The organism is Bartonella propinqua (genome assembly GCF_047263965.1).
GTDB lineage: Bacteria > Pseudomonadota > Alphaproteobacteria > Rhizobiales > Rhizobiaceae > Bartonella.
In genome coordinates, this window is sequence record NZ_JBLEBK010000011.1 from 1 (window position 1) to 17,591 (window position 17,591).

Genomic DNA, 17,591 nt, shown 5'->3' on the forward strand with positions numbered 1-17,591 from the left:
TCTATTTATAAAATATCTTTTTCTAAAAATTATAATATAAGTCAAATAATTAAATTTATAGATATTTAAATCATATAAATAAAATAAAGCTCATAAAATTAAAATTTCCTATAATAGGATAATACCTAAAAACAGTGCATTATTGGGATATGCAATTATTTCCACAACGCTAAAAAGCAAAAATAAATCATATATTGGAGTTAATTATAAAACGGTACATACAATTTATTGAGGTAATTTGAAAGGGCATTAAAACCTTCTAACGTGCATAAAGCTCTGATCTCAATACCCTAAACAAATTTTATTTAACTGTTTTTGAAAGCAGGAGCAATTCGAATTCCTAAATCATGTAATTGTGTAGCAGAAACATCAGATGGAGCATTCATCAAAAGATCAAGTGCTTGCTGATTCATAGGGAATAAGGCGACCTCACGTAAATTTTTTACACCTTGCAAAAGCATAATAATACGATCAACACCAGCTGCCATACCACCATGCGGAGGAGCTCCATAATGAAATGCACGATAAAGACTTCCAAAACGATCTTCTACCACTTCCTTAGAAAGACCAACAAGATCAAAAACCTTAAGCATCATTTCTGGAGAATGATTACGGATTCCACCTGATGCAATCTCATAGCCATTGCAAACAAGGTCATATTGAAAAGCTTTAAGAGTAAGAGGATCTTGACAATCAAAAGCATCTTTCCCTCCCTGTGGCATAGAAAAGGGATTATGCGCAAAATCAAGTTTTTTTTCATCTTCATTCCATTCAAAAAATGGAAAATCGACAATCCAAGCTAAAGAAAAACACTCCCGATCAACAAGATCTAATTCTTCTCCTATCCGTGTACGTGCTGTTCCTGCAAAAGATAAAAATTTCTTTGGATCTCCTGCAACAAAAAAACAAGCATCACCACTTTCAAGATCAAGTTGCATACGGATAGCTTCAGTCCTTTGTTCGCCAATATTTTTAGCAATAGGACCTGCTCCTTCAAACTTTCCCTCTTCTTCACGCCAAAAAATATAACCAAGCCCTGCTTGTCCTTCACTTTGCGCCCACACATTCATACGATCACAAAAAGCACGACTTCCACCCGTTTTAGCGGGAATAGCCCATACTTGTGCACTCTTATCGTTAGCCAAAATCTGAGCAAAAACTTTAAAACCAGAATCATAAAAATGCTGAGAAACATCTTCCATGACGATAGGATTACGCAAATCAGGTTTATCAGAGCCATATTTTCGCATTGCTTCATCATAAGGAATACGAGGAAAGCTTTGTGTTACAGGTTTCCCATTTGCAAATTCTTCAAAAATAGAACGCATAATGGGTTCCATTGTGACAAAAATATCTTCTTGCTCAACAAAACTCATTTCAACATCTAACTGATAAAACTCACCTGGAAGACGATCTGCTCGTGGATCTTCATCTCTAAAACATGGAGCAATCTGAAAATAACGATCAAAACCCGACATCATCAACAACTGTTTGTACTGCTGGGGCGCTTGCGGCAATGCGTAAAATTTTCCTTGATGAATACGGCTTGGAATCAAAAAATCACGTGCACCTTCTGGTGATGATGCTGTCAAAATTGGCGTAGCAAATTCTGTAAAACCATTATCTTGCATATACCGTCTCATGGCAGCAATAATTTCAGTGCGGCGCATTATATTTTTGTGCATAGTTTCCCGACGCAAATCAAGAAAACGATATTTCAATCGAATATCCTCTGGATAATCAGGTTCACCAAAAACAGGGAGAGGAAGCTCATCAGATTTTGAAAGAATTTCTACTTCTTTCAAAAAAATTTCAATTTCTCCTGTTGGAAGAGCTGTATTAATAACTTCATCAGAACGTGCACACACTTCCCCATCTACACGAATGACCCACTCAGAACGCACTTTCTCAATAACTTTAAAAGCTGGCGAAGTTGGATCAGCAACGATTTGCGTGATCCCAAAATGATCACGTAAATCTATAAAAAGGATTCCGCCATGATCGCGAACACGATGAACCCACCCTGAAAGACGAACTTGTGTTCCCACATCACATTTACGAAGAGCCGCGCAATTATGACTGCGATAACGGTGCATATTTTTTTCCTTTGATTATAACATTCCACATGCGCTACAAACGTTTTTCGCAGCTATTTGTCAAGATATGATGACAAAGATAAAAAAAATACCATAAAAAGACAAATTTAATTTCTCTAGTTATAATAGAAATAGAATGATGAAACTTATTACACAAACAAAAGACCTTGAAATTGCTATTACTACTTTACGTAATTCTGATTTTGTAACAGTAGATACCGAATTTATCCGAGAAACAACTTTTTGGCCTCAACTGTGTTTAATCCAGCTTGCATCACCAGATGTTACAATGCTAATTGACCCAATGTCACGTGACATTGATTTACAATTATTTTTTGATCTAATGATTGATAAAAAAATTGTCAAAGTTTTCCACGCTGCACGCCAAGATATCGAAATTATTTATCACCTTGGAGGCATTATTCCCTCTCCTCTTTTCGACACGCAGATAGCAGGATCAATTTGCGGATTTGGTGATTCTATCTCTTATGATCAAATTGTACAACGTTGTACGGGAAATCATCTTGATAAATCGTCCCGTTTTACAGACTGGAGCTGCCGCCCTCTTTCTGAAAAACAACTGCTCTATGCACTTGCTGATGTCACCCACCTAAGAGACGTTTATCTTTTATTGAAAAGCCAATTAGAAAAAAACAATCGCACACACTGGATGGATGACGAAATAAGGATATTATCAACACCCACAACCTATGATATGCCAGAAGATGAAGCATGGAAAAAGGTAAAAGGAAAAGTTAAAAAACCTCGTGAACTTGCCGTTTTACAAAAAATAGCAGCTTGGCGCGAACGTGAAGCACGAAGATATAATATTCCACGTCGTCATATCATGAAAGATGAATGCCTTATTGAAATCGCAACCCAACAACCGAAAGATGAATCCGCATTAAAATCTTTGCGCAGTCTTAATAAAAATTGGGATAAACGATCAATTGCGCAAACATTACTCAAAGCTGTCCATGAGGGCTTAGAGATCGATATTACAACACTACCAACCCTTCCCAAATATAATCCCATGAATGATACAACAACTGTTGTCATAGATCTTCTTAAAGTATTATTAAAACTCGTTGCAAATGAAAACGGCATTGCACCTAAAATTATTGCAACTTCCAACGACTTAGAAAAAATCGCGAATGGTAGCGTAAAACAAAATATCCCTGCTATGAATGGGTGGCGCTATGAAATATTTGGTCAAAAAGCGGAAAAAATGCTAAAGGGTCAGATAGGGTTATACTTTAAAAATGGAAAAATAAATACTAAACAGCTTTAATTTGCAAAAAACATTTTCACTTTTTGTACTCTGAAACTAACACGATGAAAATATTGTAAATAGAACTATTCTTTTATTTAATATAAAAATGAGTGAGCTTTCAAAAGAGCAATTTTCTTCAATCTCACCTAAAAAGTGCGTTAAATTTGTTTGAAAAAACGTAAAAGAAATTTTAGAGAAGTCTTGAATATTCTCTGCTACTCATTTTACTATATTAATTTTAAAGTGGCGTTCTATAACCAGCACAAAATGTAATTAATAAATATCAATCATAATTTCGAAAATTAATATACAATCAAGACATATGTAAAAAATAATTAAATATCAATTAAGTATAATCATACATTTGATAAGTATAGATAAAAGTAAATCTTTATTTTTAAAATATAAATAGAAAATTTATATAATAACGTACTAAAATATACAATAATATGAATATAATATAATTTTTCTAACTTAAAAATAAAAAATTAGCAAACTTCAAAAGTAAGAGGTAATTTTATTATTTGTGACAATTGCTTTAACCGCTCGCAGGGACGCTCCCCTATTAAATCAGCATAACGCACTGGAACATGCAATATAACATGATCTGATCTTTTATGCCAAAAAAAGTTAGGTAAGACTCCTGCAATGGAAGCACTAAAAAGATTAGCAATACGCATAATCCCACCAAGAATACGTGCTTTCTCAACTATATTTCTTGTTGCCAATTGGAAAATTTCTGGTGCTTCTTCATCAGCCTGTAAGCCTGTATTACGAAAAAAAACAGCCAGCGCAGCATAAACACGTCCTTCATGAGAAATTCCTGGATAAGATCCTAATGCTATCTGATTAGCCGCCTCACTACCTCGATAATCTGGATGTATACGCCAACCAATGTCAGCAAGAAGACAAGCAGCTTTACGGTAACGACATTCATTTTCAGTCTCCAAAATTCCAAAAGCTTCAAACGCATTGGTAGTAAAATCAATAAGTTCTTCTGCTTGCTTTGGTGAACGCGCCCGTAGAGTAGCCATTTCCATACATGCCGCAAACAAAGAATCCGATTTACGAACTTCTTGCGACAATCGTGAATAAAGAAAACCTTCACGTACCCCAGCACCAGAAAAAATTATTTTTTCAAAACCCATACATTGAATAAGTTTAATAAGAATGATTGCTCCATAAGACAAAAGCTGACGGCGATTTTTTGAAATAGCCGAAATCCCTTTCATATCATCAATACTGCCACTCGCTACAAGATGCAAAAAACTCTCCATCTCAACTGCATCAACTTCATAGCCATGCATAACAGGCAGCTGGTAATGTTTTGTGACCATATAAAGTTTTGCCAAATTCCGCCACGTTCCTCCTACTGCATAAAAATAACGTGCCACGCCTTTACGCACAATGGAAGCTTGACAAAGTTGCTCATGTACAATTTTTTCTGCCACAGCAATATTATCATTTGACATATACTGTAGCCATAAACCACCCAATGGCAGAGTTACCCCTTCACCTACGTCAGAATCATAAATATCAATAAGTTCAAGACTTCCGCCACCAAGATCACCAGAAATGCCTTTTGGTTGGTAAAAGGTAGAAATGACCCCATACGCTGAATAAACAGCCTCTTCAGCTCCCGACAAAAGATATATTTTATTTTGTAAAATATTTTCAGCACGCTGAATAAACGATAATCCGTTTTTTGCTTCCCGTACTGCAGCTGTGGCTAAAGTATAAACCTCATCTGCTCCTAATTGTCGACAAAGTGCACGAAACCGTTTTAGTGTTCGCAACGCCATTTCGATCGATTTTTCTTCTAAAAATCCAGTTTTCGCAACACCTTGACCAAGACCACAGAGAATTTTTTCGTTAAATAAAACTGTTGGTGAACGAACAAGACCTTCATAAACAACAAGCCGAACCGAATTCGACCCCACATCAACAACGGCGACAGGTTTACGCCCTTTTAGCCGACCTTGAGCATTTATATATGTCATTGGATTTCAGTCTTTACGCATTTCGGCACACTGCCTATGCAACGCAACCAAATGCGAAGCAGAAGACTCAAAATTGTTTTCCCACCCCGAAAGACCTGCATTAGTCATAAAGTACTCCTGCGCATTAAACAGACTTTCATCTCTTTGCGGTGTTATATGTTTCGACGTTCCATTATTTAGTATATCAAAGCTTTGTTGATTATCAATAATATTAGCCAACATAATTTGTAAAAGAATCTGCTGGCGAACTGTCTTATCAAAAATTGGAACCAATATCTCAATGCGATGATCAAGGTTACGAGGCATCATATCAGCAGATCCCAAATAAACAAGTGCATTTTCACTTGGTAAATCTTCACCATTCCCAAAACAAAAAACGCGGCTATGCTCAAGAAACCGCCCTACGATTGATTTTGCGCGAATATTCTCCGAAATCCCTGGAATACCAGGACGTAAACAACATATACCACGCACAATTAGATCAATCTGCACACCTACTTGACTAGCACGATATAAAGCATCAATAATTTCAGGATCAACCAATGAGTTCACTTTCATCCAAATAGCAGCAAGCTGTCCTTGTTGCGCATTAGTAATTTCTCCTTCAATATGCTTAAGAATGCGACTCCGCAACGTTAAAGGCGAAAACGCAATCTTCATTAATTCATTCGGACGCTCATACTTAGCGATATAATTGAAAAGTAATGCAACATCATGGCCAATATCATCATCAGTTGTAAAAAAAGAAAGATCAGTATAAACTTTGGCATTAACGGGGTGATAATTACCAGTCCCAAGATGAACATAAGAACGATAACGCCTCCCCTCACGCCTCACAACAAGTGACATCTTGGCATGTGTTTTTAATGCAATAAAACCAAAAAAGACTTGAACCCCCGCACGTTCAAGGTCGCGCGCCCAACGAATATTAGCCTCTTCATCAAAACGCGCTTTGAGTTCTATCAAAGCGGTCACCGATTTTCCTTGTTCTGCAGCATTAATCAAAGCACTAACAATTGGACTATCATTTGATGTGCGATAAAGAGTTTGTTTAATTTCAACAACATCAGGATCGCAAGCAGCCTGATGTAAAAATTGTACCACAACATCAAATGATTCATAAGGATGATGAATAACGATATCCTTTTTACGAATAGCCGCAAAACAATCACCATTATGCTTACGAATACATTCAGGAAAACGGGGATTATAAGGAACAAACTTTAAATCATTACGTGGAGTAGAAACGATCTCTGATACCATATTAAGCGCCAATAATCCATTTAAAACACTTATATGATTATCAGGAACAGCAAGTCTATCCGTTATAAATTGACGTAACTTTTCAGGCATTTTCGTATCAAACTCAATTCGAATAACCTGCCCACGACGGCGCCTTTTAAGAGCAGTTTCAAAAAAGCGAACAAGATCTTCAGCCTCTTCTTCTATCTCAATATCGCTATCACGAATAACCCTAAATATTCCAAATCCATTGATGTCATAAGTAGGAAACAAACAATGAATAAAAATCCTCACAATATCTTCAAATGCAATAAAACGAAAACTATTGCCTTGTTGAGGAAGAAGAACAAAACGCTTTAAAGTAGTTGGAATACGCAATAACATTACCGTAGGATGTTGATCATCACGTCGTAATAAGTGAACTGCGATAGCAAGACTTAAGTTAGGGATAAATGGAAAAGAGTGAGAAGCTTCAAGAGACAAGGGTTTTAAAATAGGAGAAATTGTATCAAAAAAATACCCTTCAAGCCATAACTTTTCAATTTCAGAGAGCTCATGATGATCTATAATTTCAATATTATTCTGTTTTAATTCACGGCGTAATACACATAATCTTTGTTGTTGATTATTCTGCAAGTGTGCAATCTCAGAAAGAATAAAATCCAATTGCTCCTGCGGTGTGCGCCCATCTGCACTACATTCTGTAATGCCAGCACGAATTTGAGAAACAAGTCCAGCAACACGCACCATAAAAAACTCATCAAGATTAGTTGCTGAAATTGAAAGAAACCGTACTCGTTCTAACAAAGGATATTTTAAATTAGCAGCTTGCATCAACACGCGATTATTAAATTGTAGCCATGAAAATTCTCGATTAATAAACCGTGCTGAATTTTTCATAGTTACATCTCGCATAGGAATCTGACTTGCTACCCTCTGTTCCATAATTTTAGCTAATCTTCCTTTATACTTTCAAAAATTCTTATGAAGAGATATCCCATATAACGCTTTACGATCTCTTACCGTAACTATATACTAAAGCCCAATTTTCTACATATGATTTATATTTAAGACTTTAAAATTAGAATCACTCCTATTCGCAAATTGTTATAAAAAGCGCCTTGCATTATGATAAGCTTTATTACAAACTAATGAATGTAAAAATATAAATCACGCCTTATCCGACAATTTATCTGGAGTTTGTACACCATGGCTGATCATAAAATTTCCTATTTTCAAAATGACTTGGGGTATAAAATAATCGAAATTGGTGTAAAAGAATTTATGTGTGTAGGTGCTACACAACCATTTGACCATCCTCATATTTTTATTGATATGGGATCTGCCGATGAAAAAGTTTGCCCTTATTGTTCAACACTTTATCGCTATAATCCCTTATTAACGCACAATCAAACAAAGCCAACAGGATGTCTATATCATCCCAAAAATTTGCCATAATGCATTCTCTGTTTTTTCAATATGAAATAACCAATGGATCAATCACCAATAATTATAGGAGCAGGCATTGCTGGTTTAAGCTCTGCTTTGGCACTTGCTCATAAAGGTATTGCAAGCACTGTTATCGAAAAATGTCAACAATTCGATCTTGTGGGTGCTGGTATTCAGCTTACCCCTAATGCAACATGTATTCTTGCTCGTTGGGGAGTTCTTAATAAACTCATCAAAATGGGAACAACACCACACTTTCTTGAAATAAGAGATGGGGTATCTTTAAAAACGCATCTGCACACTGATCTTATCAGTTTATCAGAAAAAAACTGGAAAGCTCCTTATATCACAATTCATCGCGCTAACTTACAAAAAGTTTTATACGACAGTGTTATTGAAAATTCTCTTATCAAATATATAGGAGGGGAAGCTGTTGTATCGTCTACCCAAACCGCAGCCAGCAGCATTAACATAAAAACAATAAAAATAGATACAACATCTAAAACAAAACAACACCAGTTTTATTCAACACCCCTTCTTATCGCATGCGATGGAGTGTGGTCGACACTACGGCAATTGGCTCCTTTTTATGAGAAGGCAGATTTTAGTGGTTTTATTGCTTGGCGTGCAACAACAAAATTTGAAAATCTTCCTAAAAGTTTTCAGTCTTTATTACAAAATGTGAAGACAATTACTGCATGGATAGGACCTAAAAACCATCTTGTTGTTTATCCTATTCAATCATCAGAGAAAATTTTTAATTTTGTAGCCATTACCCACGGAAAAAATTCAAAAAAAGAGTGGAATCAGAAAGGAGAAAAAGAAAAACTTAAATTTCTTTTTAAAGATTGGAATTGCAAAATTTTGCAGATTTTTGACCATATTGATGAATGGAGCTATTGGCCGCTCTTTCAAATGCAGCATAATCGTTTTTTAGGATTAAAACGGCAAGTGTTTGTTGGTGATTGTGCACATGCAGCTCTTCCCTTCGCAGCACAAGGTGCCGCTATGGCAATAGAAGATGCTGCGACATTAGCGGAATCGCTTTCTATTAAAGACCTTTCACTCACTGAGTCTCTTTCACTTTACGAAAAGACACGAAGCCCCCGTATTGCAGCAGTAAAAAAACGTGGAGATTTTAACAGAAAAATTTATCATGCAACGGGTCCCATAGCAATTGCACGTAATTTCATAATGAAAATTCGTACATCAGAAAGTATTATGTCTAATCTTAATTGGCTCTATATGTATGATGCTATGAACTCGATAAAAAAATGAAATAGCAAAATGTATGGTAGAAATTTATAAAATTTAAAACCTAATTATTTTGTATACGCATGAGTAAAATAGGCTAAGTTTTTTTAATTTTTTATATGAAGAATTTATCCTAACTCATTTTAATAAAAGTAAGATTTTTCAGAATTTATAACCCAATTTAAAGATAAAAATCTTACTTAAAATGAACAATTATCTCGTAACTATTTTTAAATCAGTTCTACATCGACAACACCACGAATTAATTTCATAGCACCTGCCACATGTAAATTTACCTTGTATCGCTTTGGAAGCATAATTTCGATTTCTCGAAATTTATCCTCTTGAATGAGAACAAGTGCAACTTCTCCATGCCCATTAGAATTTAAATTTTGCTCAATTTGTGGAAGTATATCGGTTGTATTTATAAAGAGACGCATCATTTTATTTTTATAATGCCGTGATGCTTCTTTTTTCAAAGATTGAACCGTCTCAAGTTGCAAACGAACCCCCTCAGCGAAATTTTCTGCATTTACTGTAATGATAAAAGATTCTCCCAGCTCTAGCATATCCTCATAAACTGCAAGCCCCTCGGAAAATACAACTGCCTCATACTGTCCGCTCGTATCAGAAAACTGAATGATTCCTATTTTTTTACCAGATTTTGTTTTGCGAACTTGCTTTGCTATAACAGTTCCAGCAAGCTGAGCATTAGTTTCTCCTGCTTTGACTGCATGAGAAAAATTAGCCCAAGTTTGAATACGTTTTTTAGCAATAATAGCCTGATATTCATCCAAAGGATGAGCAGAAAAGTAAAAACCTATCACTTGAAATTCTCGATAAAGCTTCTCAGCCAATAACCAAGGAGATGATGGCTTCGATAAGATCAAAGGCTCTTTTAGCCCACCTTGCATTCCAAATATATCAATCTGTCCACTAGAGTTACTATCGAGCGTACGAAGTGCACGCGCCTGAAGAGTTCCTAGACTTTCCAATAAAACCTCACGTGCAATATTAAAACAATCAAACGCACCAGCACAAATCAGGCTTTCCATCGCACGTTTATTAACAATACGAGGATCAATACGCTCACAAAAATCTTCCAGATCCTTAAATTTCTTATCTCCACGGCACTTTGCAATGTGCTCAGCAACCAATTCCCCGACACCTTTAATGGCAGCAAGAGAATAATAAATACAATTTTCACCAACTTTAAAAACACGATGTGATGTTTGCACGCAAGGTGCAATAACTTCAATACCCAACCTTAATGCCTCACGTCGGAAATCATTTAATTTATCCGTATTCGTCATATCATACGTCATCGAAGCAGCTAAAAACTCAACTGGATGATGCGCTTTCATATAGGCTGTTTGATAAGAGACAATTGCATAAGCAGCAGCATGTGATTTATTAAAACCGTAATCTGCAAATTTTGCTAAAAGATCAAAGATAACGTCAGCTTGATTCTTATCAACACCACCAGCAACGGCTCCATTCACAAAGCGTGCACGCTGTTTTTGCATTTCATCATGGATCTTCTTTCCCATAGCTCGACGCAATAAATCCGCTTCTCCAAGCGAATAACCAGCAAGCACCTGAGCGATCTGCATTACCTGTTCTTGATACACAATAACGCCTTGTGTCTCTTTAACAAGATGATCTATTTTAGGATGAATAGAAGCGATTTCCTCTTCCCCGTGTTTGCGTGCATTATAAGTCGGAATATTCTCCATAGGACCAGGACGATAAAGTGCAACAAGCGCAATAATGTCCTCAATACGGTCTGGTTTCATTCCAATCAGCGCTTTACGCATACCAGAACTTTCAACTTGAAACACGCCCACCGTTTCACCACGTGCCATCATGGCGTAAGTTGCCTCATCACTCAAAGAAATATGTGACAAATCTATTTTGATATCCTTTTGCTTAGAAACAAAGTCCACAGCCATTTTTAAAACTGTAAGCGTTTTCAATCCAAGAAAATCAAACTTTACCAACCCAGCCTGTTCAATATATTTCATGTTAAATTGTGTAACAGGCATATCGGAACGAGGATCACGATACATCGGAACAAGCTCTAAAAGCGGGCGATCACCAATAACAATCCCCGCAGCATGGGTTGATGCGTGACGATAAAGCCCTTCCAGCTGAAGCGCTATATCTAATGTGCGCCCGATGATGGGGTCTTTTTTCTTTTCTTCCTCAAATTTAGGTTCATCCTTAATAGCATCTGCCAGTTTAACCTGAACACCAGGCACAGCAGGAATTAATTTTGCAAGATAATCCACTTGACGATACGGCACTTCTAAAACACGCCCAACATCACGCAACACCGCACGTGCCTGTAATTTACCAAATGTAATAATTTGAGCTACTTGATCGCGTCCATATTTTTCTTGAACGTAACAAATAACTTCTTCACGTCTCTCTTGACAAAAATCGATATCAAAGTCTGGCATAGACACACGATCTGGATTAAGAAAACGTTCAAAGAGGAGAGAAAAACGTAATGGATCAACATCAGTAATAGTCAATGCATAAGCAACAAGTGAACCCGCACCAGATCCTCGCCCTGGACCGACAGGAATATCATGGATTTTTGCCCATTTTATAAAATCTGAAACGATAAGAAAGTAACCAGAAAATTGCATTCGTGTAATAACTGAAATTTCATAATCAAGCCGTTGCTCATAATCTGCGATTGTATATCCTTCAGCCAATCCAATCGTCTCAATCCGCATTTTTAAACCAGCTTTAGCCTGATTTAACAATTCACTATCTTCTGTTTCTAGAGTCAAATTTGAATCCACAGATTGCTCTATAAAACGAGGCAAAATTGGTTTTCGAATTGGTGCAGCAGTATGACAACGCAGTGCAATTTCAACGCTATTTTCCAAAGCTTCTGGAAGATCAGAAAACAATTCAACCATTTCATCTTGTGATTTCAAATAATGATCTGGTGTTACACGTTTGCGATCTGGATTAGAAACAATTTGTCCTTCTGCAACCGCCATGAGCGCATCATGCGCCTCATATCCTTCCTTATTCAGAAAAAAAGCCTCATTCGTCGCAACAAGAGGAATTTCATGTGTATAAGCCAGCTCTATAAGCGCAGCTTCTACTTTTCGGTCATAAGAGCCATGCCGTTGTAATTCCACATAAAGACGATCATCGAAAATTTTTTTTAAACCAATTAAGCGCTCAACAGCGCACTCTTTTTTATCTTCTGCCAAAAGAAAATTAATTGGACCTCCCCTACCACCAGTCAAAGCAATTATTCCTTCACTGTGTGACGACAACCAATCAGCTTTGATATGAGGAGGATCAGTATTACTCTTATCAAGATAAGCACGACTGACAAGATGAACAAGATGAGCGTAACCAATTTCGCCAGCAGCAAATAAAACAATAGAGCCAAAATCAGCAGGATAGCGCCATTTTGCTATACGTGAATTATTATCTTTATTGCCAAAATCAATTGTAAGTTGACAACCTATAATAGGTTGAATACCGTGAGAAAAACAATGCTGCGAAAATTCTAAAGCACCAAATAAATTATTTGTATCTGTAATAGCAACTGCTGGCATATGATCAGAAATTGCATGTTGAATAATTTGTGGGATCTTTAAAGCCCCTTCAAGTAATGAATAAGCTGAGTGTACCCGCAAATGAATAAAGCGAGGGAGAGAGTTTTTGTCACCTTGTATTTTATTTTTATCTTCTGACACTCTCAACTTCCCACTAAAAAATAAGTGCTAATCACAGCTCTTATCTATTTCGCAACAGAGAGCATTTAAATTCATCGTGCTCAATTTATCAATCCAGCCCCCCCTGCATATTTAAAAAAACATTACATTATTAGACTTTCATCAAGAAAATACCTATAATTATAATCGTAAACCCAAAAAAATAAAAAGAGCAAGCTAAACTTTTATGTATTCAAATCTTATTAGTCCTCTTTTTTCTTCTATTTATACCCTCCCAGGAATGAGTCAAAAAATATGTGTTTTACTTGCCAAAGTGCTAAACATTAATCTTGCACAACGCGAACCAACCCTTATTGATCTTCTTCAATTAATGCCTTATTCTGCTATAGATCGCAGGATGCGTCCCAGCATTGCTCTTGCACAAGAAGGAATCACCCTCACTCTTGAAGTTGTCATCGATCAACACCAGCCACCACCAACTGGACGTAATAAATTACCTTATCGTGTTATCGCTCATGATCAAACAGGAAAGATAAATTTAGTATTTTTTCACGCCCAACGTTTTTGGCTCAAAAAACAACTTCCAGAAGGAAAAAAAGTCATTGTATCAGGTAAAGTTGAGCGATTTAACGGACAACTTTCAATGGTACACCCTGACCACATCGCACCAAGTGAACAATCAAATCAGATGCCACTGATCGAACCTGTCTACCCATCCACTTCTGGACTGTCAGCAAAGATACTACGACGTGCAATAAAAAACGCTCTTGAGCATGTTCCTCTTTTACCTGAGTGGATAGAGGAAAGCGTCAAAAAGCAGCAAAATTTTTCTTCCTTTTCTGTTGCACTCCATCGCATCCATACTCCGATAGATCCTGATGATCTCACCTTAGAAAGTGCAGCACGCAGACGTCTTGCTTATGATGAATTGCTGGCTTGTCAATTGGCTCTCGGTCTGGTGCGTTTAAAAACAAAATCTCTTACAGGAATTTCTCGCCCAACAACAAAGACTTACACTAAAAAATTGCTGCAAGTTTTACCCTTTCAACTTACAAATGGACAAACAAAAGCGATACAAGATATTGCCAACGATCTTGCTTCACCAAAACCCATGTTACGACTTCTTCAAGGTGACGTAGGGGCAGGAAAAACTGTAGTTGCATTAATGGCAATAGCACAAGTTGCTGAAAATTTAGGACAATCAGCTTTAATGGCTCCAACGGAGGTTCTCGCTCGACAACACTTTTCTACAATCGCCCCTCTTGCTGAAAAAATCGGGTTACAAACAACTCTCTTAACTGGAAGAGAAAAAGGAAAACTGCGTACAAATATTCTGAAAGAGATCTTATCAGGTCAAGCCTCTATTATCATTGGAACCCATGCTCTCATACAAAATAGCGTTGTCTATAACAATCTTGCCTTAACCATTATTGATGAGCAACACCGTTTTGGTGTGCATCAGCGTCTTGCCCTCACAGCTAAAGGTCATAAACCTGACATGTTAGTGATGACAGCTACCCCTATTCCACGCACACTGGTCTTGACAGCTTTTGGTGATATGGATGTCTCCCAAATTACGGAAAAACCAATTGGACGACAACCAATTACAACCGCAACACTTCCTTTAAAACGTCTTAATGAACTTATAGAACGCATTACAGTTGCCTTGAAAAAAGGAGAAAAACTCTATTGGATTTGTCCTTTAGTGGAAGAATCTACAAACCTTGAACTCACTTCAATTGAAAGCCGTTTTGCACTTCTGCGTGAACACTTTGGAGAGCGGGTTGGTATGATACATGGAAAAATGTCTACAGATGAAAAAGAAGCGGCTATGGCATCTTTTAAATGCGGAGATATATGTATTTTAGTTGCTACCACAGTCATTGAAGTAGGAGTAGACATCCCTGATGCCTCAATCATCATCATTGAACATGCAGAACATTTTGGTCTATCGCAACTGCACCAATTGCGAGGACGTGTCGGGCGAGGAGAAAAAAAGTCTTCCTGTGTTTTGCTTTATAAAGATCCGTTAACAAAAATGGCTGAAAAACGTCTTAACATTATACGCAATACAGAGGATGGTTTTAAAATTGCTGAAGAAGACTGGCGTTTACGAGGAGAAGGAGAACTTTTAGGAACCCGACAATCTGGTATGCCTGAGTTTCATATAGCAAACCTTGCAATACATAATGATCTTTTATCAATAGCAAGGAAAAATGCACGTTTATTTTTGCAACGTGACGCCAACTTTTCCTCAGAACAAGGGCAAGCCTTGCGCTTACTTCTTGATCTTTTCAGACGTGAAGACGCTATTCGGCTATTACGTGCAGGATAACAATCAAAAAGCATTCCTGATAAAAAATGATAGCCTTATATATCTGTTACAAACGTTTTTTACAGTTTGCGCTCTCAATTATTCTTCATATACCTCAAAACACAAAGTTATTTTTACTCAACAGTAATTGATTTTGCTAAATTACATAGTTAATTAGTATTCATTATTAATAAAACAGTAAATATAATGAACAATTAACTAAATAAAAAAATATAAAATAAGCATAATAACATCTGAAAATTTCAGAAAATAATTATTAATAAAATAAAGTTATTATTATTTTAAATAATACTTATAAATATATAAACTCAAATTAATATTTTTCTATTTTTATAGTAATAACAGCAAATAATAATTTATTTTTATATTAAACTTATTAAAGTATTAACAAAAATAATAAAATATAAGCATCATAAATCATATTCAATTAATAAATATAATGTTGATTAAATTGTGTTTTGTTAAAATACTTTCTATTTTACTAATGAAGAAAAACAAATATTATTCAAAACATTAAATAAAATCGAGTACGATCCTGAAGGCAGTGATAAATACATATATAGCTTAAAAATAACAATGATAAACCATTTACCAAAAAGAATAATGTTGGAATTAAATAAACAAAAAGTATCAATAAGACCTAGGCCTTACATTATAATAAAAAATTCACCAACAGACAAAAAAGTATTTTTTTCTCCTGATCCTGATATTTATACACCGTCTGCAAAATCAGGGAATATAAGTGAAAATTTTTTGACCGAAATAACACCTTTAATAGGAGAACCATACTCCCATACAGTTTGAGGGCAAAGAGATAGTTAATAACTTAGTACCTAAGTTAGAATCAAAAAGAGAATACACAAGAATAGGTTTTGATGTAGAGCTCGATTTCCATATTGAAAATGCTGCACTTAAACATTTTTCAAAAATAAATGTATCCCCTACGGGATTATTGTTATCTGAAATTAGAAAAGACCCTAAAACCCCACTCACTAGAATATCAGATGCCAGAATATCTATCAAGGAACTTTCTAAAGAAGATATTAACACATTATCTAACAAACTTTATAAAATAAAACTTCCCTATAGATGGAGAATTTCAAACAGTTCAGAATATGAAGAAACTCCTTTAGTCTCTATCATATCTAAAGATCATGAATATCCAAATATTAGTGCTGTTTTTTATCCTAGAATGATAAAGTCATCATCAACGAGAGCAGAAAATGCGCTAAAAAACTTTTACAAATTAATTCAAAAAAATTCTATCGCTATAGATATTAGTCTTGGAGATCTGGTTTATATAGATAATAGATTCTCGTTGCATTCAAGAGACAAATTTCAACCAACATTTGATAAAAAAAACACGCCTTTACGGTGGGTTCAACGAATATTTATCTCAGAAAGCCTATGGAAACACAGAAATCTTAAAAGAGTTAAAAACCGCATTTTTTCTATATAAAAGAGATTTATCTATGATTAACACCTTTTTTGCCATACTACCAATTTTTTTATTAATAGTAATAGGTTACCTCTCTAAACTTTACATAAAAGACATATCTATCTTTTGGTCAACATCAGACAAATTTGTGTATTATCTTTTTTCCAGCATTACTCATACTTGATATCAGTGAAGCTAATTTTAGCGGTGATAATAATATCTATCCAATAATTTCAACACACGCATAAATTTTGGAATATCTATCATTGAAGGTATCAATTTTTCTGTAACACCAGCTAAATTAACTTAGCTATATGCGCTCTTTAAAGAGATATACTTATTCTCAAAAAAGCGACACATCACCATAATATCTGTCTCAATTGCTATTGGTGGAGCTGAACAAAAGCTATCTTTCCATAACTATGCTGCTCATAGGCTTAAATTCATTAGAAAAGATATGAGAAGAAAATTTTTATAAAGAACCCTCTCTTTTCTAGTTATTACTAAAGCAATAAACGCAGCTGTAACATTTAATGAAACTTGGAAAAAATTTAAACTTGGAAACATCCATGAAGCATAAGGACTTTCATTTATACCAATTTACCACACCATTTTTACTTCATCTTGTCGAGCTATCGATATTTGCTTGCCTAGATCATGATCCCGCACCACCAATTAAAGTCAGCTTGTACTGATACTAATCATTAACAATATATATATTCATTATATTCTAGTTTGCTACTTTCTGAAATTAAAGTAGCTATTTATAACATAAATACAACTAGAATACGTTG

The 17,591-nt window shown here is 35.6% G+C and carries 9 protein-coding genes; 5 read left to right on the plus strand and 4 right to left on the minus strand.

Annotated features, from left to right (window positions below):
- Window positions 1-305: 305 nt before the first annotated feature.
- Window positions 306-2,096 carry an aspartate--tRNA ligase gene (aspS, locus tag ACMFKV_RS06470; RefSeq protein WP_413154806.1) on the minus strand — a complete coding sequence of 597 codons (1,791 nt, stop codon included), beginning with the start codon at window positions 2,094-2,096 and terminating at the stop codon, window positions 306-308.
- A 136-nt stretch (window positions 2,097-2,232) separates the two neighbouring features.
- On the opposite strand from aspS, the gene rnd reads away from it, so the two are divergent.
- Entirely contained in the window at window positions 2,233-3,387 is a 1,155-nt protein-coding gene (gene rnd, locus ACMFKV_RS06475; protein WP_336288314.1) for a ribonuclease D, read from the plus strand.
- A 470-nt stretch (window positions 3,388-3,857) separates the two neighbouring features.
- Here rnd and ACMFKV_RS06480 read toward each other — a convergent pair whose 3' ends face one another.
- Both ACMFKV_RS06480 and ACMFKV_RS06485 read right to left on the minus strand, forming a co-directional pair.
- Window positions 3,858-5,369 (minus strand): Ppx/GppA family phosphatase, encoded by a 1,512-nt coding sequence (locus ACMFKV_RS06480; RefSeq protein WP_413154808.1) that lies wholly within the window; start codon window positions 5,367-5,369, stop codon window positions 3,858-3,860.
- A gap of 6 nt (window positions 5,370-5,375) precedes the next feature.
- On the minus strand, window positions 5,376-7,556 hold the full coding sequence (locus ACMFKV_RS06485; RefSeq protein WP_413154809.1) for an RNA degradosome polyphosphate kinase: 2,181 nt from the start codon (window positions 7,554-7,556) through the stop codon (window positions 5,376-5,378).
- A 264-nt stretch (window positions 7,557-7,820) separates the two neighbouring features.
- On the opposite strand from ACMFKV_RS06485, the gene ACMFKV_RS06490 reads away from it, so the two are divergent.
- Window positions 7,821-8,069 carry a zinc-finger domain-containing protein gene (locus ACMFKV_RS06490; RefSeq protein WP_336288311.1) on the plus strand — a complete coding sequence of 83 codons (249 nt, stop codon included), beginning with the start codon at window positions 7,821-7,823 and terminating at the stop codon, window positions 8,067-8,069.
- Window positions 8,070-8,102: 33 nt separating this feature from the next.
- Window positions 8,103-9,338, plus strand: coding sequence for an FAD-binding protein (locus tag ACMFKV_RS06495; RefSeq protein WP_413154810.1), 1,236 nt, complete (start codon window positions 8,103-8,105; stop codon window positions 9,336-9,338).
- 206 nt (window positions 9,339-9,544) lie between these two features.
- Here the strand turns inward: ACMFKV_RS06495 and dnaE are convergent, their stop codons facing one another.
- Window positions 9,545-13,045 carry a DNA polymerase III subunit alpha gene (gene dnaE, locus ACMFKV_RS06500; RefSeq protein ID WP_413154812.1) on the minus strand — a complete coding sequence of 1,167 codons (3,501 nt, stop codon included), beginning with the start codon at window positions 13,043-13,045 and terminating at the stop codon, window positions 9,545-9,547.
- A 205-nt stretch (window positions 13,046-13,250) separates the two neighbouring features.
- On the opposite strand from dnaE, the gene recG reads away from it, so the two are divergent.
- Complete coding sequence (gene recG / locus ACMFKV_RS06505) at window positions 13,251-15,359, plus strand: ATP-dependent DNA helicase RecG (protein WP_336288308.1); 2,109 nt, start codon at window positions 13,251-13,253, stop codon at window positions 15,357-15,359.
- 952 nt (window positions 15,360-16,311) lie between these two features.
- Window positions 16,312-16,818, plus strand: a complete 507-nt coding sequence (locus tag ACMFKV_RS06510) for a TauD/TfdA family dioxygenase (RefSeq protein ID WP_413154813.1) — start codon at window positions 16,312-16,314, stop codon at window positions 16,816-16,818.
- Window positions 16,819-17,591 lie beyond the last annotated feature (773 nt).

Bases quoted from the DNA above. Each gene is read 5' to 3' on its own strand.
- aspS (WP_413154806.1), bottom strand. From the start codon at position 2,096: ATGCACCGTTATCGCAGTCATAATTGCGCGGCTCTTCGTAAATGTGAT.
- rnd (WP_336288314.1), top strand. From the start codon at position 2,233: ATGATGAAACTTATTACACAAACAAAAGACCTTGAAATTGCTATTACT.
- ACMFKV_RS06480 (WP_413154808.1), bottom strand. From the start codon at position 5,369: ATGACATATATAAATGCTCAAGGTCGGCTAAAAGGGCGTAAACCTGTC.
- ACMFKV_RS06485 (WP_413154809.1), bottom strand. From the start codon at position 7,556: ATGGAACAGAGGGTAGCAAGTCAGATTCCTATGCGAGATGTAACTATG.
- ACMFKV_RS06490 (WP_336288311.1), top strand. From the start codon at position 7,821: ATGGCTGATCATAAAATTTCCTATTTTCAAAATGACTTGGGGTATAAA.
- ACMFKV_RS06495 (WP_413154810.1), top strand. From the start codon at position 8,103: ATGGATCAATCACCAATAATTATAGGAGCAGGCATTGCTGGTTTAAGC.
- recG (WP_336288308.1), top strand. From the start codon at position 13,251: ATGTATTCAAATCTTATTAGTCCTCTTTTTTCTTCTATTTATACCCTC.